This is a genomic window from Edaphocola aurantiacus, from assembly GCF_019797745.1.
Taxonomy (GTDB): Bacteria; Bacteroidota; Bacteroidia; order Chitinophagales; family Chitinophagaceae; genus Edaphocola; species Edaphocola aurantiacus.
In genome coordinates this window covers 363,317-381,794 of record NZ_VOSI01000003.1, presented here as the reverse complement: position 1 = coordinate 381,794, position 18,478 = coordinate 363,317, and the positions used below count along the sequence as shown (strand labels likewise).

The window sequence follows — 18,478 nt, the reverse complement described above, 5'->3', positions numbered from 1 at the left end:
AATTTCATTCTTTATTTTATTTATTATACCCTCAAACCTCGTGCCAGCCGGGACATATAATCGCTAATATTATATTTGTTCCCATACAATATTTACTTAATAAATACCGTAATTAACTTAGCTTTGCCCTTCAAACCAATTGGTTTAACAGAATTTGTGCCCAACCATGACTTTAAGACTGTACGTTTCTCTATTACTGTTTTTCGCCTGTTCTCTTTCCTATACTCCACTCCGGGCCCAAATCAGCCCCACGACCAGCACCGCTGAGGCAAACCCGTTTGCACAGGCGGCCAAAGATACGGCACTACAGAAGAAAAAGAACACGGACTGGGACGAAGCGCCTGCCCGTATACAATATACATATTATAATAGTGAAGTGCCGCATTATTTCGACAGTTCCTTATTATTTTTTCATCGCAATCAGTATACGCAACCGGTGTGGTACAAAGACCTTGGCAACTGGGGTACAACAGCCAGAAATCTGATGTTTACCACAAATACCCGTCCGGGAATGTACCTTGGTTATAATGGATGGGATGTGTATAAATACACAATCGACAGCCTCCCTTTCATTCACACTACCCGACCATACACTTCATTCTCTTTTATGCTGGGCAGCAAACAACTGCAATGGGTTGAGCTGATGCACACACAAAACATTAATCCCCGCTGGAACTTTACCTTTAAACTGGCGAATAACGTGTCTGATGGTTTTTTCAACCTGCAACGCACTTCGGGATTTAATGGTTTCTTCAGCACCAACTATAAAAGTCAGAATGAACGGCTGCGCACAAAATTCGGTATAATATTTAACAATTTCAAACAAGATGAGAACGGCGGCATCCGAAATGACAGTTTTTTAACTGAGCCATTATACAGGAATCGCATTAGCATTCCAGTAAGGTTTGATAATCAAGGCATTGCAGCAACAAGATCCGATGTCTACAATCGTCAGCGGAACAATCTTTTTTTTCTGGAGAACAGCTATGCCTGGGGAAAAAAGGACTCAATCTACAATAATGACTCCACAAAGGTGACCTACAGCTTCACCCCGCGATTCTCTATTAAACATGTCATCAGCCTGGATCATACCCGTCACCAATTTATTGATGGTAGTCCTGATTCTGTAAATTACCTGTATGCCGGCAATTTTAGTTTTAAGGTATCTGATACCCTGAAGTCAATTCAGAACTGGACTAGCCTTGACAATAAATTTTCGCTCAACACCTTTCTGGGCAAGGACAGCCAGCAAGTGAAGATAGAAGCTGGTATTGGCTATCGTAAAGATTTTTTCCGTACGATTGCATACATTCCGAACATCAAAGACTCTCTGTTCAATTTCGACAACGTCTATTTATTCGGACAGATCGGAAAAGAGGCCTTAAAACCTGAGCAATGGACCTACCTGGCCAATGCAAGTTTTTTCTTCCTGGGGCAATCAGCGGGCAATTTGAATGTTTCGGGGACTTTATCCAAGCGATTCCTCAATTTGGGGCAAATCACTCTGGGCGCTATGCAATCAATCAACGATCCTGCATACTATACCCAAAAATTCAGGACCAATTTTTTTGAATTAAATAACTCCTTCGATAAACAAACGACAACAAAGGTATACGGCAGATTGCTGATCGACCGCTGGAAGCTGGATGTAAATCTGAGTAATCAACTGATCTCGAACTATATTTTCCTGAACAGTGATCAGCATTTTGAGCAATACAGTCCTGCATTTTCTATCCTGCAGTTATCGGCCCGTAAGCGATTTACCTTCGGAGCGTTTGACCTGGACAATGAAGCAGTATGGCAGCAGGCTACCAACAATGCACCGGTACATGTACCTGTTTTGATGCTGCGCCATCAGCTGGCGTATAAACTACCCATCTTTAAAGGAAGACTGGATGCTTACCTGGGGCTTGAAGGCAGATACCATACCGCATATTATGCCGATGGCTACAGCCCTTTCTACAACCAGTTCTACTATCAGGATAATATACTGATCAACAACAGACCGGAGTTATCGGCTTTCTTTAATTTCAAAGTAAAACGACTGAGGGCTTTTGTTACCGGAGACCAGCTGCAGCAACTGTTCTGGACTAAGAATGTAATGCAGGCACCGGGCTATCCGGCTCCGAATGTATACCTGCGCCTGGGATTCAACTGGGTTATGATGAACTAACGTGAATAAGAAATATTATTATAATAGAAGAGCCGGGCATATGCCCGGCTCTTCTATTATAATAATAAATTGATGTTTATTTTGCATAAAACTCCTGTTCATATACTGCATCTACCAGCAGGTTTCCGCCATCGGCAGCGGTTGTAGCCAATACATCACAGCGGTTGTTGTATGGATTATCGGCATGGCCTTTTACCCAATGGAACCTTACCTCATGTTTACGGTACAGCTTCAAAAAACGCTGCCACAGATCCGGGTTTTTCTTTCCTTCAAAGCCTTTTTTCTCCCAGCCGAATACCCAGCCTTTTTCAACGGAGTCAATCACATATTTAGAATCGGAATAGACCATGATCTGCAGGCCGGGACGGGTAAGCACCTCCATGGCTACAATCACCGCGAGTAATTCCATGCGATTATTGGTGGTCAGGCGATAGCCTTGTGACAGTTCTTTTTTGACTGAACCCCATTGGAGAATAATACCGTATCCTCCCCTGCCCGGGTTGCCTCTGGATGCGCCGTCTGTGTAGATGATTAATGACAAATTAAAGCGTTGCGTTTAGTAAATTAAAGGTAATTTTGGCGGCAAAAGTACAATTTTGAATCGGAACATAAAAGTTACTGCGGTAAGCTATCTGAATACAAAACCGCTATTATATGGCATTGAACGCCACCCTGTCTTATCCCGCATAGACCTGAATGTTGCCTACCCTTCGCAAATTGCTGCCCAATTACAGAACGACACTACAGATATAGGCCTTGTGTCTACTGCCGCTATCCTGACTATCCCTGATGCACAGATCGTTACCGACTATTGTATTGCTGCAGACGGCCCGGTTGCCTCGGTATGTATTTACAGTCATTGCCCGCTGGAAGAGGTAGAACAGATCTATATGGATTACCAATCCCGTACTTCTGTAAAACTGGCAGAGATTTTATTAAAACATCACTGGAAAAAAGATGTGGTCATACTACCTGCACCTGAAGATTTTATCGATCATGTACAAGGTACTACAGCAGCAGTTATTATCGGTGATCGTGCCTTAAAAGCCAATCACCACTTCCCTTATATCTATGACCTTGCAGAACATTGGAAAGCCTTTACCGGCTATGACTTCGTATTTGCGGCATGGATTGCCAACAAGGCGCTTCCTGAAGATTTCATCCGTGAGTTCAGTGAAGCAAATGCTTTGGGACTGCAGCATATTGATGAGGTGATCGCGGCAAATCCATTCCCGGAATATAGCCTGGATACCTATTATAGACAAAATATCCGCTATCAGCTGGATGATAATAAACGTAAAGGATTGGAGTTATTTCTTCAATACTTAAAGGAAATGCCTTAAAACAAGTCCAGTACTTGTTTTAAGGCATATTTTTGCTGATCGGTAAAGATCAGTTCTACATCATAATTATTTTTACTTCCGTTTTTACGGCCTTGTAGTTGCAGCGTTTTAAAAGGCTTCAGGTAAACTGCTGCATCGGAAAAGACAGGCAAACTGCGCAACTGGTCTACATTACACCATAAGGACAAATACAATCCCCCATCGGTAACGGTTTCCGGTTTAAGATCTGCAGCGGAAATGTTACTGCTCACCAGAAATTGTTCTCCATTATGTACGGCATATTGCAAGCCAAATAAAGGGAATATGTTTTTAGAAATGCTATCCGGCGGAGTAATTACCGATTCCTGTTGCAGTATGGTAAGGCTTTCCGGGCTGGCCAATGTGGTGTGCAGGTATACGCCGGGCACTTGCTTTTGATGTACACTTACCTTCGCAACCTTTTCAAAATTATCATCAAAATCGTAGGTCACTACAGATTCCTGCTGGCTTTCTGTCCCCTTGATATACAGGGTATAACCTTTACTAAATACCGTTTGTAACCGGTCCCAATGCACACTATCGGTACGTTCTTTGAGCAGACCGGACAGGTCGGCTACCAAATTAGCACCAGAATGCAGGGCCAGTGCCTTATCCTGTGGCGCAGCGATGACAGTATTGCGTTTTGTGGTATCTGTATCCGTCCAGTGTGTACGGATACGTCCTTTTTCAAAATTAAGGTATCCACTGCCCATATCCCCGGCAATTGATATATCATCAGTTGCACTACGCAAGTTGTTCCATTTGCTATTATCTGCTAAAGCAACTGTATTTAATCCAGACAAATATGCTTTTGCTGCGGCCATCATTTTCTCATCCGGCCGGGTGCTCGTCATCAGGATAACAGTCTTTTCATTATAGATGCAACAGAATAGTTTGCTTTTATGTACAAAAACGCCATTACTGTAATCAAAGCTGGTTTTCAGAAAAGCCTGAAAATCGCCATTATTACTGATTTCCCAGCGGCTCAGCATAAAACCTGAAGGCATATCCTTAAGTCCGAACAGGAATACATTAAACGGTAATTCCAATCCGTATTTTTCCTTTTCCCCACTTTTCTTTTGTCCGGATGTTTCAGCACCTCCGGAAAGCAAGAGATCTATTCCGATCTGTTCTACATTAATACGCACGGCATTTACCGCAGTTGTGGGGACGGCAATATTAAAGGACTGTGTCCGTTTATAATACATAAATCCCCATACACTTACCGCAATCAATACCGCAATAACCAGAATGGAAATGACAATCTTTTTTACCATGCCTTTCTCATATCATCCAGTAAATAGATCAGGTATTCCAGAGAGTTTGTACGCTGATTCGGAATGTTCAGGATATAATTGGCCTCTACACGTCCTTTCTTGTTTTTCTCTGTGGCAAACTGCATCTGTCCTACATTATTCAGTAGTTTATTCATGCGCAGTTTACGCATAGAACCATCTTCTTCCTCCATGATCTTATCTACCAGTTTATTGGCATAGAACCATCCCGATCCATTGTGCTTCATCAGTAAACGCTTGTCTGCTTTGGTCAGTCCGCCACGTTGTGCGCCGTCTTTGATGGCCTGCATTTCTGCGGCATCGGTACCGATGAATACAATACCGTCTTTGATCAGGCAGTAGTAATCAAATGGATCGTAGCTTTTCTTATCACTGATTTTATAAATCCCGTTTTCCAGGACCATCAGGTTCTTTTCAGTAGCATAGTCCAGCAGTTTATGGAATATATTATCATCTTTTGTGGTAAACATCAGCAGGAAGTTCGGTAAGTTCTCCTGGCGCTCCACTTCTTTTTCTGTAGAGGCATAAGTTTCCTCATCCCAGATATATTCTATCGTCTTGTATGACTTCTTCTTGATGTTGGTAAACACAAAAGCAGCATCACCGCTGATGGCTTTGCCAATAGCTTTTTCATCGACCACCAGGCTGAATACATCGGCCAGCAGGGTTGCTTCCTGGCTTCCGTAAGTGTTTAGCTGGTTGAAGGCATCCTTTACAATACCCGGCATTTCTTCCAGGTAATTCTGTGTATTGAAGGCCATAGCCAGTACACCAATATCATTGCTGCTGTTAATGTAGCGGGCAAATTTCGGATTCAGTTTGCGTTTATAAATACGGCTGATGCGTTTTCCGTTGCGTTCATCGGTATGGGTTACCGCGTTTACTTTAACGGCATTGCTTTCAAAATTAAGCTGCAACATTACCCAGTTATCCTCACTGGTTTTCTGTTCCTGATGCTGCTCTCTGAACCAGCTGTTTACTCCGTAAAAGTATCCCATCCAGGAGGTAACCGGAGAGGCAGAAGCATTCATATAAACAGTAAAAGCACTATTCGCTTTAGGACGCTCCAGGTCTTTGAAATAGTTCAGCTGCTGGTATGTACCTGTATTGGCCATAACCATATTTTCCAGGAACTGTTCCTGCCAGATATTCATTACAGAATCTACTTTGCGCTCATATACTTCGCGGTCTGCATTATAGCGCTCCTGGTCAAAGTTACTGCTGTACGCTACCGGGCTTTCGATAACCATAGGCGCTTCCATAGGATATGGTGCAGCTGAATCTACTGCTACAGCTACGGCTGCAGCATCCTCATATGCGGCCACTGCAGCGGCTTCAACAGCTTCTGCTGCCTCTTCTTCCTTACTTCCTTCATAAGTTACTATTGCTACTTTTGACGGTGGTGGTGGCGGAGGTGGGGCAATTTCCACAACCTTTGTCATTTCAGTCTTGGCACCTTGTTTCTTTTTGTTTTTCGGTACTACAGGTGGCGGCGGTGGTGGTGGAGCGATCTCTACTGCTGTGGCTTCTGTCACCTCTTCGTCTTCATTCAGATAGTAATCACTGTACTCAACCGGCGTAATACCATAACGGGCTGCACGTACACTATCCTCAAATGCTCTGTAGCGCTCACTTCCATCAATTAAGATACCGTATGCACCAGAGTTGGCTATAAACAATCTTTTATCGCTGTCTTTAATAAAGAAGATACGGCCACCGTTTATTTCTTTAGACTGCTTGCGCTCGTTTACATCCATTACTTTTTTGAACAGATCTACATTGGCAATCGGTAACAGGCGCACTTCATAGTTTACACTGTCCGTCATCACAAAGTGCATATAAGCTTTGCGCTGATGGTCGATACCGGACTGAGTGATATCCTTGTCTGATTCATAATTATGATTCAGATCGAACAGGGCTTCGTATAGAGAACGGGCACTCTCCGACTGATCAATATGATGTATATCTGTCTGTGAAAATATATAGGGAAGGTTGATCTCTACAACATAATCAGCTCTTTTCGGGGCAGGTATTTCGTTTTGTTGTGCGTTGGCTGCGATGGGCAGTAAGGCACCCATTGCAATCAGGTAGGTAATCTTTTTCATGATGGGATATTATTGTAAAATGATAGTATTATTAACGGAGGTTCCGTAGTTGACAATATTGGTAATGGCGGTACGAAACATAACTGCTTTTTTAGACCCGGATAGCTTGGCTTCTTTATTGGTCTGAGCTTTTACCGGTGCATCAAATCTGTATACAGAGGTATACAGTGCATTCTTAAACACTTCTTTATCTTCCTGTTTCAGGTCCATATATTGCTTCTTCGTTTCCGGGTTCAGCTGGTATGTTTTGATAAATGTTTTGGCCGCTTTGTTATACTGGTAACGGGCTATGTTGTATGCCGGTATTTTATACTGCTGCAGGATCTTTGTTGAAGCGGTATTGATATTAGATACCTCTTTGAAGTCGAAGGAGACAGTAAAAATGTAATTAGAGAAATCATTAGTGGTTTTCACATTGCTGATGCCCGGCATATTTCTTAAGGCTGCAGCGGTTTTATTCAGTTCGGCCACAATTTCCTGCTGGCTGGGCACTTTGTATCCGTTTACTGTTTTCAGTTTCATCAGCGAGGCTACCTTAGCCTTGCTCTGCGATACATTCAGGGTAAGGATCATGCGGCCGCTACCATCACTATTCAGGTTAATCTCTTCAACGGTTTCAAAACAGGAACTGAACATGATGCTGCATAAAACAATGAGCGCCAGTTGTATAATTTTTCTCATGAAGTAAAGTTATTTGCGATGGCAAATATAGCCCATAAAAAAACTGCGGCCGTTTTTCGGCCGCAGTTTTGCAAAAAATATTGAATTATTTCTTCTCGTAACGTTTTTTGAATTTTTCGATACGACCCGCTGTATCTACGAATACTGATTTACCAGTGTAGAAAGGGTGAGAAGTATTAGAGATCTCAACTTTGATCAACGGATATTCTTTACCATCTTCCCAAGTAATTGTCTCAGTAGTATGAGTAGTTGATTTAGTTAAGAAAGTAGACTCGTTAGACATATCTTTGAAGACTACGAAACGATAATTTTCCGGATGTGTACCTTTTTTCATTTTATTTTTTATTTAGCGTATGGTTTCTAGCCATACAATTGTACAATTAAGATTGCAAAATTATATAAATATTCCTATTTACACAAATATTTTTCTAATAAGACAGCAAATACGCAATCTTATCCGCTACTTTCTGCGCGTTAGGCAGCATTTCAGCTTCCAGACCCACATTCAATGGTACAGCCGGCAGGTTAAGGGCGCCGATGGTTTGTACAGGGGCATCCAGGTTACGGAAACACTCCTGGGCAATGCGTCCGGCCAGGGCTTCCGCAAATGAGTTATTCAGCTGCTCTTCAGTCAGGACGATACATTTACCATGTTTTTTCACAGTTTCATATACCAGTGCCTCATCCAGCGGGAAGATTGTTCTCAGATCCACCACCTCTACTTTACCAACATGTTGTTTAGCTGCTGCAGTAGCCCAGTGTACACCCATACCATAAGTAATGATACATACACTCTCTCCGTTATCAACCTGCTCCTCATCTGCTTTCAACACTACATTACCAATACCAAACGGCAGGATGTAATCCTCGGCAGGTTCGATCGTTTTGGCAGCTTCTGTACCCGGAACCTTGCTCCAGTACAGGCCTTTATGTTCCAGCATTACGACAGGGTTATTGTCGTAGAATGCAGCTTTCATCAATCCTTTAAGGTCAGCAGCATTGGATGGGTAGGCAATCTTGATTCCTTTAATCGTAGCCAGTGTACTTTCCACACTACCACTGTGATAAGGACCACCACCACCGTAAGCACCAATCGGCACACGGATGATGTTGCTTACCGGGAATTTACCGCAGCTCAGGTAGCAGGATTTAGAAATCTCTGTTACCAGCTGGTTCAGACCCGGATAAATATAATCGGCGAACTGTACTTCTACAATCGGTTTCAGGCCCACAGCACTCATACCTACGGTAGAACCGATGATATAAGCCTCCTGGATAGCGGTATTAAATACACGCTCATCTCCGAATTTCTGTGCCAGTGTTGCGGCCTCTCTGAATACACCGCCGATACGGCCACCCACATCCTGTCCGTAAAACAGGGCTTCGGGGTGCTTACGCATTACCTCTTCAATGGCATGCAGTGCGGCATCTACCATCACTACTTTTTCACCACCTTCAGGTACACGTGTACCGCGCTCTTCAGTGATCTCCAGCGGAGCAAATACGTGATCAGAAACAGTTGACAGTTCCGGATCAGGTGCATTCACAGCACGGTCAAATTCTGCTGCAATAAATTCAGTTTCTTCTGCTTCGATCTTATCCAGTTCCGCTACCGTTACACCCAGTTCTATCAGGCGTTGCTTCAGTTTTGGTCCCGGATCATCCAGGCGGTGTTTCTCCAGGTCATCTTCGGTACGATACCATTCTCTGCGCACACCGGAAGTATGGTGACCAATCAATGGCACGGTAGCATGCACCAGTATTGGTTTACGCTGCTCCCGTACATAATCGAAGGCCTCCTTCATGGTATTATATGAAGGTTCGAACTGGCTGCCGTCTACGGTCAGGCGTTCAATACCTTTAAATCCTTCAATAAATTCATAAGCCGTCATTGTTCTGGCCTCATCGCTGGACACAGATATACCCCAGTCATTGTCCTGTACCAGGAATATAACCGGCAGCTGATGTAATGCCGCAAACTGGAAGGCCTCACTTACCTCACCTTCGGTAACGCTGCCGTCGCCGAAAGAACACACCACAACAGGAGGTGTATCGAAGGTTCTCAGTTGCTGAGATTCAATATAGGCAATACCCTGAGCGACGCCGGTTGTAGGAATAGCCTGCATGCCGGTAGCGCTGCTCTGGTGAATGATCTTTGGAAAATTATCTCTTTTTATATTTGGATGGCTGTAATAAGCACGACCACCGGTAAACGGATCGTCACCCTTGGCCAGTAATTGCAGCATCAGTTCATAAGGACGGTAACCCATGCCCAGCATCATGCTCTCATCACGATAGTAAGGGCTTACATAATCGTCCGGCTTCAGGTGAAATGCCGTAGCCAGTTGTATTGCTTCATGTCCACGGGAAGTACTGTGTACATATTTACAAATGGGTCTGTTGGCTTCATAAATATCGGCCATAGCTTTAGCCGACATCATGAGTCGGTATGCTTTTAAAAGCAAATCTTTATCTGTCATGTAACAATTTTGTGCTATGAGGGAGCAAATTTAAGGTTTTAAATTGATTAGGAAGCCTAAAGCTTATGAGACAACATCTTACTAATAATGATCCAGTATAAATGAGCGTAAAAATGCCCAGCCTTCATTCACTACCGCCTCTTTATTGACCAGGCGTGTATAGCGCAGCTGCATTTTGCGGGTCTCCACAATTCCGGCACTGTTGGCTACGGCCAGCCACACCAGTCCCACAGGCTTTTCCGGGGTCCCGCCTTCGGGTCCTAAAATACCGGAGAAAGATATAGCAATATCGGCCTTCAGTTCCTGCACCGCACCAAGGGCCATTTCTCTTACGGTTTCTTCACTCACCGCTCCGTAGGCCACCAGGGTACTCTGTTGCACGCCAATCAGGCTTTCCTTAATGTCATTGGCATAAGAGATCACGCCTCCTTTATAATATTTAGAACTACCGGCTACATTAGTTACCTGGTGTCCGAAATAGCCACCGGTACAGCTTTCTGCCGTAGCCAGCAATAGATTTTTCTCCAGTAATAAACGGGTTGCATAAATATCCAGCCCTACATCCTCAGTACCGATTACATATGCAGGAATGCGCGCTGCAATCTGTTGCATTACCGCATCCATTTCGGCAGATAAGGCCGTAGGATCAGTAGCCTCTGCAGTCAGGCGCAGTTTTACCATTCTCAGCGAAGGCAGGTATGCGAGGTGCATATATTCAGGTAATGCTGTCTCTATATCTTCGATACGCTCTGCCAGTACACTTTCCGCGATACCGGAGGTTACTAGGTGGCGGTGCAGTAACTGTACGGAAGATTGCAGGCGGGCCTGTACCACAGGTACCAGTTCCCGGTCCAGGATATGCTGCATCTCAAAAGGTACTCCCGGAAGCGAAGCCACCAGCTTGCCCTCCTGCTCAAACAACATACCCGGTGCTGTACCCAACTGGTTAAACAATACAGTACAGACATCCGGCACATCGGCCTGGCGGGCATTACGGTCCAGCATAGGCATATTCCGTTTACTGAAAATCGCCTCTACATGAGACAATACCTGCTGGTTGCGTACCATAGTACCACCAAAATAATCGCAAAGTACCGGTTTGGTAATATCATCTGCCGTCGGTCCAAGCCCCCCGGTAAATATTACCAGGTCGGCTCTGTTGAGTGCATCATCCAGGGCTTCAATAATGTCTTCTTTTTTATCTCTGATCGCAACCTTACGGATGACTTCAATATTAATTCCACCAAGGGTTTGGGCAATGTATACTGAGTTCGTATCGAGGGTCTGACCGATCAGCAGTTCGTCGCCGATAGTAATGATAATAGCTTGACGTGGCATATAGCAGTGTTTAGGGATACCAAAGATAAGTGTCGGACAACAAAAAACGGTTCCTTAAAAAAGAAACCGTTAATGTGTAACCATAAATCACCTTATTTTTTCGCAAAAGGTATTATAGCATTTTTACCATTTTCGGCATTCAGTCTGATGAAGTACTGACCAGCAGCCAGATTTCTGGTATCGATTGCATTAACTGCAGTCTGACGCAGAACGATCTGTCCGTTTACATCCATTACCCAAACATTCAGCGGGCTGCTGTACTCGAAATACAACATACCGGAAGTAGGGTTAGGATACAGCTGTACCGACAATGTATTGATATTTTTGATACTGTTAGGTTGTGTAGTGAATGGAACAGACTTCCATGCACTAAAGCTCTCTTCATAAGGGCAGTAAGCTCTTACGTGTGCATAGTAAGCAGTATTCGCAGTTAAACTTGCTGCAGCATAGGTCAACTGGTTAGCAACAGTATGTACAACATCTGAAGTACCTACTGTAGCAGACTGATTGATTACTACTTCAAAAGAATCGTTACCGGCATAGGTTGTATCGCCGGAATAGATCCAGTTTACAGTTGCCGCATTTGCACTGATGTTAGAAACAGTTACCGGGAAGGTATCGGCACATACTGCACCTGTTTCCATTGTAACGAAATTGTCCATTACAAAATAAGAAGGGAAGAAATCGTCAGAAGAAGTCACGCGGAAAGTGAGGCTATCGACATTACCCAAAGACTGGAGATTTAACCATTTCCAGCTATCCAATGTTCCTCTCTGCGCGGCAGGAGTAACACTGCGGTAATCGGCCAGGTAGAACTCTACAGAGTCTGTACTTTGCACATTATTATTAAATCCTTTTACCGTCAGCTTAGCCCATCCGTTTGCTGCTGCATAAGTAGCATTGGCATAAGCGTAACCCCAGCTGGTATTGGACAGCATGAAACCTGCTACAGGATGACCCGCTGCGGCACCGCTTAAAGTAGCGATAGCAGGACTGTATGCGTAGGCTACAGCATATTTATCAGATCCGTTATATCCTCTACCCTCACGGCCGGCATACATATAATGCAGGTCGTAACAATTATTACATTGTGTGGTATCGAAGATATTAGAATAGCTGAAGCCATCTGTAAGTGTATAACCCTGGTAGTCCATCATGCTTCCCTTCAGGCCAACCAGACCGGAAGACACCGTGTACCCGTTTGTTGCAAAATCAACATAAAGGGTATCACTGTTGGGCAATGATAAATTCTCAAATGTAGCTACAGTCTGTGCCTGTGCCTGCGCCGACAGCATAATAGCTGAGGCTAATAGTAAACGTTTTACCATAAATATATATTATTATATCAAATACTTATTCCGTTTTCCTTTTTCCCGAGGAATTGGGTATGATACACCAGGCAGGTCTTCTGACTCGTTCTCTTATCTGTCACCTTCCCGCTATTAAAAAGCAGTGGTAAGCAGTAATACAGATAAGTAATAAACAGAACTTACAGCAACGGGTATTGTTTTGGATTTGCACCAAATTCCCTTTTAATTCATCCGGATCATGACGATCCGATCGAAACCAAATGCACGGCGAAGGTATAAAAAGTATTTTTAAAATGAATATTTTTTATATAAGGATGCTGCAATACTTCCTTTCCGGAACATGATTATACAGCCAAATATATTGAGTAACTTTGCACTGCCGGGTGTTTCCGGCATATAAGTATTATAATAATAGTAAGAAATGATATATAATGTAATCGGATTGATGTCCGGCAGTTCTCTGGACGGGCTGGATATTGCTTTTGTTGAAATTACTGACGTGCGCAATGACTGGAGTTATCAGATCAAGGAAGCGACCTGCATTCCCTTTGAAGACGGACTGAGAGCACAGTTAAAACAAGCTGCGGCACTGCCAGTACCTGAATTTCTGCGCCTGCATACCCGCCTGGGCAAATGGATGGGTGAACAGGTAAATCTGTTTATCGAAAACAACCAGTTACACCACAAAGTACATTTTATTGCATCTCACGGACATACTGTATTTCATGAACCGCAAAACGGCACCAGTACTCAGATCGGAGACGGAGCGGGTATTGCCGCCACAACCGGTTTAACAACGATTACCGACCTGCGTAATATGGATGTGGCGCTCGGCGGACAAGGTGCACCTATTGTGCCCCTGGCCGATCGCATGCTGTTTAAAGAGTATCATTTTTGCCTCAACATCGGGGGCATTGCTAATATTACCGTCAATACGGAACATCCTGTTGCATTTGACATCAGCCCGGCCAACCAGCTGCTGGATCATTATGCTCAGAAGATGGGCCGCAGCTATGACGAAGGCGGAGACCTGGCCCGTGGCGGTACCGTAAACCAGGAACTATTACAGCAGTTGAATGACCAACCTTATTATACCCTGCCGGCTCCTAAATCGCTGAGCAATGATTTTGCCGGCACGCTTCATCAACTGGCCGATGCAAGCGGACTGTCTTCTGTAGATATACTGGCGACCTATACCGCGCATATTGCAGCGCAAGCCGCGAAAGCGATTGCTGCTTATCCGAAAGATGCCGGTCAGAAAATGCTGATCACCGGTGGTGGTGCATTTAATAGTTACCTGGTAGAGCAATTGCAGCTCGCATTACCAGAGCTTGAATTAGTCGTACCGGAACAGGCGCTGATCAAGCATAAAGAGGCACTGGCTATGGGCCTGATCGGAGTACTGCGCTGGAGAGAAGAGCACAATGTGCTGTCCAGTGTTACCGGTGCCAGCCGCAACAGCATTGGTGGTGCGGTATGGTTAGGTAATAACTAGGCTGAGCATTTTAATACAAATAATACCCTTATAAAAAGATTCCCGCCTTACCGGCGGGAATCTTTTTATAAGGCATATTCAAAAAATACCACATTACTCCCTAAGCATCAATCGGTTAACGATTTACTAATTAAGATTTCCTGTTAAAATATTCGTTCTATTTTTGCCCTGTAAAAACAAACAGAAATACTAAGTTTTATGAAAAAAGCAATCTTAAGTATTGCAGCGATTGCCGGCTTTACGGCTGCTGCGCAGGCTCAAATCAAATTTGCACCGGAAGTAGGTCTGAACATTTCTACAATGAAATACAGCACAAACTCTACTTCAAGTGAGAGTAAATCTCTGACCGGCTTAAAAGCAGGTGCTTTTGTAGAATTACCTTTCAATAAAGTGGTATCACTGGAACCAGGTGTATTCTACAGCAGAAAAGGCGGCGAGTATTCTAATATCCTTGGCACGACCACTACTACCCTTGATTATGTTGAAGTTCCGGTAAACCTGAAATTCAGCCTGCCCCTAGGTATCGGCGGCAGACCATTCGTCTACGCAGGTCCTTACTTCGCATACGGCGTTGGTGGTAAGAACACACTTTCCAACAGTTTAGGCACCGTTAGTTCTGACGTAAACTTCGGCTCCGGTTCTGCACAAATGAATCCGCTGGATATTGGTGCACAGGTAGGTCTTGGTTATCAGTTGCCGGTGATCGGCTTATACGCCAGAGCACAATACGGTATGGGCTTTACTAACCTGAGCAATGCCAATAACGTTACTTCTACCAATAACAGCAACTTCTCTGTAAGTGTAGGTTGGCAGTTCTAATTCAGAAGAGAATATATCATCATAACAAAGCCTGCAGCATGCTGCAGGCTTTGTTATGATGATATATTATTACTTACGTGGTGTATACTGCAGATGCTCCAGCGTCTTACCGGCAAACTGTTTTTCACCGACAGGTTCGAAGCCCAGCCTGAGATACAGGCGTTTCGCAGCAGGATTATCTTTATCGACCAGTAGGCCCAGGGTATGCCCCTGCTGGTGTGCATACTCCTCTATCAGATGCTGCAACATCGCCGCACCTACGCCCTTGCCCTGCAATACAGGATCCACACCCAGTGAATCGATATAATACTCCCCTGCCGCAGTTTCGGCTCCGGGATCGAAATCTTTCTCCAATACTTCACGGATATACTCCGCGACCGGCTCTCTTAATATATCGAGCATAGCGCCGTCATATACACTGACTGCAGCCTGTACCTTACCCTCTATTTCTGCAACCCTGCAATGCTGGTACGAATACTGGTTGCCCTTTCTTGCCGTAAAATAATGCAGAAAGTTCAGGGCCTTATTCCGGTCTGCCGTTCCGATAAAGTCATACACAATATCTTCCATGGCCAGCAGCAGGTATGCCGCAATATGCGGAGCATCCGATTGTTTAGCGTTCCTGATCATCATATATACTGCAATTTACGCATATCCTTTAAGTGTGTTCTTTAATTTATTCTGATCAAAGTAGCGCAGTGCAATCCCGTTGTCCTTTTTAGAACCTTTCAGGTGCAGCAACAATGTTCCGTAATTGGCTTTACCCATGTATTCGATATCTGCTTTCAGTAATTTATACGGAATATGATATTTGCGGTCAAGGGCATTGATCAATTGTTCAAAAAGTACCTGTCCTTTCAGTTCTACTTCGATCAGTGGAAATAGCCCCGGTTCATCCTGCTCAGCCTGTGGCTGCAGCGCTTGTATTGTGCTCATAAAAATATTTTTATTTAATAATGTAAAACCTTGTTTTATTCTGAGATGCGGCTACCCGCGGCCCATCTTCTCTGGTAAATTTTATTGCGTACCGGGGCAACGATCCAGCTATGAATATAGCAGCCGGCGCATACGTTAAAACAGGACTCCAGAATGGCCAGTGTAATGAGGGCTACGCCCGCAATGGTAGCTGCTTCAACCGGTACGGTATACCAGAGCACCAGTATTAATGCGGTAAACCCGAATCCCAGTGTAGCGGCAAATTTTTTAGGCGGTGCAAATATGGGCAGTGCGGGTAAGCCTACCCAGTTCACAATAATCCTGGAGACCAGTACCAGTGGCGATGGCCAGTAGGTGAAGGCTCTTAAGGCAAAGTCGGCAAGCAATATCCATAACAATATGCTCCAGTGACTAAGCAGGAATGCAATAACTAATGTGGCAGTCTGTGCTGCTGTAACCCTTATTACGCGGGCATCGGCGTATAACTGTGTTTGCAGGGGCGTGTTCATAAACGTTTATTTAATTTGTTTGTTTTTAAGAGGTGCCGATCGGACTCGAACCGATGTAGCAGCTTTTGCAGAGCTGCACCTAAGCCTCTCGGTCACGGCACCATGATTTTAAAATTGATGATAAAAAAGAAGGGCTTCACGATGTGTCGTAAAGCCCTTCCTGTTATAGAAAAATTCTTTAATTCAGACACAAATAGTTACCGCACATCCACACATGACAACAACACATCACCTTCGCCACATTATTAAAATAATGTGCCGGCTTAGTGGACATAATATGTGTATATGTTGTATTCATTCTTATTTGATTTACTGATGATATGCTGCTAAAAAAAACTCCCCCGAAACAGTATCGGGGGAGTTGGTTGTATAAAGATTATTTTATTATCTACATATTATCCAATGGAACCGATACAATGATATGCCACAGGCACACAACACCAGATCATCTTCGATGACTGATTGGCGTTAAAGTATGTATGGATATTTGTATTCATGTTCTGTTGAATCTGCGTTTCGTTTTTGAACCGCATGACTGCAAATGTAGGAGGAAATTTCAATTGACCAAATATTTATAAAAATATTTTTTTGTTAAAAATGAATAAATTCGACTACACTGGCCGGAAAAGCATGGTACAAAATTGTTTATCTTTATATCACTGACCATCAATGATTATATCTATGAACAAAGAATCTATAAACATCCGAAAAGCAATACCAACGGACCTTGAAGCCATTTACGGGTTTATATGTACGCTTGAAAACGAGGCACTGGATAAAGAGCGCTTTGCACAGATATTTGAGTCCAATTTACTGCATAATGACATCCTGTATCTCGTCGCAGAATTTGATCAGAAACCCGCAGGATTTATTAGTTTTCACGCACAGCAATTGTTACATCATTGCGATTTTGTGGGTGAGATCCAGGAATTTTTCATAGCGCAGGAATACCGGAACAAGGGTATCGGTCACCTGCTGATGGATGAGGTAAAGGTATACGCAGCAGCAAATAATATCCGTTATATAGAGGTGACCACGAATAAGCGCAGAACAGAAAATGTGCAGGTATATGAAGCACTGGGATTTCAGCTGACACACCATAAATTCACCCTGCCCCAGCCTTAACAAAGGTTCTTTTGCAGACAATTGAAAATTGATTTCTTTTTTTCACATAAGTTTATACCTTTGTAATGATCCCGAAAACCGGGAAGGCATATCGTATTTATTACAACATACGTACATGAAGAAACGTTTATTATTACTGACTGCAGCAGCAGGTATTACATTACAGACACAGGCACAGGTAACCGTAACTCCGGAATTCGGTTTTTTACTGACCAAGCCTACAGGCTATACTACTGAAAACGGTATGAGAAATACAACCAATTATGATTGGAGTATGGGCGTACGCGGAGGATTTTCATTCGACATTCCTATCGGTAGCAAAGGGTTTTCTTTTGAACCAGGCCTGTTTTATAATTCTAAGAACAGACACCAGGTTGAGAACAATGATAACTCCGCAGTAGATATGCGCTTCTCTGTAAATAATGCAGAGCTGCCGATCAATCTGAAATACAGCTGGGAAGTGGGACAATACAAAGGCAAATTATTTGTGCATGTAAGCCCATATGTATCTTATTCTTTCTCCGGAAGAAAAAGCGGCGACATTACCATTAAGAAGCCAATTGCGATGACCACAACAATTGATGAACCGATCAATTTTAAAAGTGGCACCTCACAGGAAATGAAACCTCTGGACTATGGTATGTATGCAGCATTCGGATACCAGTTCCAGATGGGACTGCAACTTAAAATGTTCTACGGCACTGGCTTTGCCAATACTTCTGTAATCGACGGAATGGGCTATAGAAACGGGGCGATGTTCGGTATCAGTGCAGGATTTGTACTGGGTCGCAAAATGCCGGGCAGATTCTATTAATCAGGTAATCAACTCATAACCATATTATCAGCGTGTA

17 protein-coding genes, 1 tRNA gene and 1 riboswitch are annotated in these 18,478 nt (G+C 43.7%); of the genes, 6 read left to right on the top strand and 12 right to left on the bottom strand.

Going from position 1 to position 18,478, the window contains the following annotated elements; genetic code table 11:
- Positions 1-166: 166 nt before the first annotated feature.
- Positions 167-2,173, top strand: coding sequence for a putative porin (locus FTD44_RS10430; RefSeq protein WP_222166392.1), 2,007 nt, complete (start codon positions 167-169; stop codon positions 2,171-2,173).
- A gap of 76 nt (positions 2,174-2,249) precedes the next feature.
- On the opposite strand, the gene rnhA is transcribed toward FTD44_RS10430, so the two are convergent.
- Entirely contained in the window at positions 2,250-2,714 is a 465-nt protein-coding gene (rnhA, locus tag FTD44_RS10425) for a ribonuclease HI (protein ID WP_222166391.1), read from the bottom strand.
- Between the two features lie 55 nt (positions 2,715-2,769).
- Between rnhA and FTD44_RS10420 the strand changes: the two genes are divergently transcribed.
- A complete protein-coding gene (locus FTD44_RS10420; protein ID WP_222166390.1) occupies positions 2,770-3,516 on the top strand; it encodes a menaquinone biosynthetic enzyme MqnA/MqnD family protein in 747 nt (248 codons plus the stop codon).
- Here FTD44_RS10420 and FTD44_RS10415 read toward each other — a convergent pair.
- The 7 genes from FTD44_RS10415 to FTD44_RS10385 all read right to left on the bottom strand — a co-directional run bounded on the left by FTD44_RS10415 (position 3,513) and on the right by FTD44_RS10385 (position 12,761).
- A complete protein-coding gene (locus FTD44_RS10415) occupies positions 3,513-4,811 on the bottom strand; it encodes a hypothetical protein (protein ID WP_222166389.1) in 1,299 nt (432 codons plus the stop codon). The two genes, FTD44_RS10420 and FTD44_RS10415, sit on opposite strands and share 4 nt — an antisense overlap.
- Positions 4,805-6,934, bottom strand: coding sequence for a hypothetical protein (locus tag FTD44_RS10410; protein WP_222166388.1), 2,130 nt, complete (start codon positions 6,932-6,934; stop codon positions 4,805-4,807). Before FTD44_RS10410 ends, FTD44_RS10415 begins: the two co-directional genes overlap by 7 nt.
- A 9-nt stretch (positions 6,935-6,943) precedes the next feature.
- Positions 6,944-7,615: a hypothetical protein gene (locus FTD44_RS10405; RefSeq protein ID WP_222166387.1), complete on the bottom strand. Its 672-nt coding sequence runs from the start codon at positions 7,613-7,615 to the stop codon at positions 6,944-6,946.
- Between the two features lie 85 nt (positions 7,616-7,700).
- Complete coding sequence (locus FTD44_RS10400) at positions 7,701-7,949, bottom strand: type B 50S ribosomal protein L31 (protein ID WP_222166386.1); 249 nt, start codon at positions 7,947-7,949, stop codon at positions 7,701-7,703.
- Between the two features lie 94 nt (positions 7,950-8,043).
- The gene (locus FTD44_RS10395; RefSeq protein ID WP_222166385.1) at positions 8,044-10,095 is read right to left on the bottom strand and encodes an alpha-ketoacid dehydrogenase subunit alpha/beta; all 2,052 of its coding nucleotides are present in this window, start codon (positions 10,093-10,095) and stop codon (positions 8,044-8,046) included.
- Positions 10,096-10,176: 81 nt separating this feature from the next.
- Positions 10,177-11,433 carry a CinA family nicotinamide mononucleotide deamidase-related protein gene (locus FTD44_RS10390; RefSeq protein WP_222166384.1) on the bottom strand — a complete coding sequence of 419 codons (1,257 nt, stop codon included), beginning with the start codon at positions 11,431-11,433 and terminating at the stop codon, positions 10,177-10,179.
- Positions 11,434-11,525: 92 nt separating this feature from the next.
- Positions 11,526-12,761 carry a DUF4465 domain-containing protein gene (locus tag FTD44_RS10385; RefSeq protein WP_222166383.1) on the bottom strand — a complete coding sequence of 412 codons (1,236 nt, stop codon included), beginning with the start codon at positions 12,759-12,761 and terminating at the stop codon, positions 11,526-11,528.
- Positions 12,762-12,814: 53 nt separating this feature from the next.
- Positions 12,815-13,019, bottom strand: a riboswitch (cobalamin riboswitch).
- A gap of 145 nt (positions 13,020-13,164) precedes the next feature.
- Between FTD44_RS10385 and FTD44_RS10380 the strand changes: the two genes are divergently transcribed.
- Both FTD44_RS10380 and FTD44_RS10375 read left to right on the top strand, forming a co-directional pair.
- Complete coding sequence (locus FTD44_RS10380) at positions 13,165-14,238, top strand: anhydro-N-acetylmuramic acid kinase (protein ID WP_222166382.1); 1,074 nt, start codon at positions 13,165-13,167, stop codon at positions 14,236-14,238.
- Positions 14,239-14,436: 198 nt separating this feature from the next.
- Positions 14,437-15,057, top strand: a complete 621-nt coding sequence (locus tag FTD44_RS10375; protein WP_222166381.1) for a porin family protein — start codon at positions 14,437-14,439, stop codon at positions 15,055-15,057.
- A gap of 69 nt (positions 15,058-15,126) precedes the next feature.
- Here the strand turns inward: FTD44_RS10375 and FTD44_RS10370 are convergent, their stop codons facing one another.
- From FTD44_RS10370 to FTD44_RS10355, 4 genes are all read right to left on the bottom strand, one after another.
- A complete protein-coding gene (locus FTD44_RS10370) occupies positions 15,127-15,690 on the bottom strand; it encodes a GNAT family N-acetyltransferase (RefSeq protein ID WP_222166380.1) in 564 nt (187 codons plus the stop codon).
- A 12-nt stretch (positions 15,691-15,702) separates the two neighbouring features.
- The gene (locus FTD44_RS10365; RefSeq protein ID WP_222166379.1) at positions 15,703-15,993 is read right to left on the bottom strand and encodes an NIL domain-containing protein; all 291 of its coding nucleotides are present in this window, start codon (positions 15,991-15,993) and stop codon (positions 15,703-15,705) included.
- 35 nt (positions 15,994-16,028) lie between these two features.
- Positions 16,029-16,502: a DUF4395 domain-containing protein gene (locus FTD44_RS10360; protein WP_222166378.1), complete on the bottom strand. Its 474-nt coding sequence runs from the start codon at positions 16,500-16,502 to the stop codon at positions 16,029-16,031.
- A gap of 30 nt (positions 16,503-16,532) precedes the next feature.
- Positions 16,533-16,604, bottom strand: a tRNA-Cys gene (locus FTD44_RS10355).
- Between the two features lie 579 nt (positions 16,605-17,183).
- Between FTD44_RS10355 and FTD44_RS10350 the strand changes: the two genes are divergently transcribed.
- Together FTD44_RS10350 and FTD44_RS10345 are read left to right on the top strand one after the other, a co-directional pair.
- The gene (locus tag FTD44_RS10350) at positions 17,184-17,627 is read left to right on the top strand and encodes a GNAT family N-acetyltransferase (protein ID WP_222166377.1); all 444 of its coding nucleotides are present in this window, start codon (positions 17,184-17,186) and stop codon (positions 17,625-17,627) included.
- Positions 17,628-17,742: 115 nt separating this feature from the next.
- Positions 17,743-18,441, top strand: a complete 699-nt coding sequence (locus FTD44_RS10345) for an outer membrane beta-barrel protein (protein WP_222166376.1) — start codon at positions 17,743-17,745, stop codon at positions 18,439-18,441.
- The last annotated feature ends 37 nt before the right edge of the window (positions 18,442-18,478 follow it).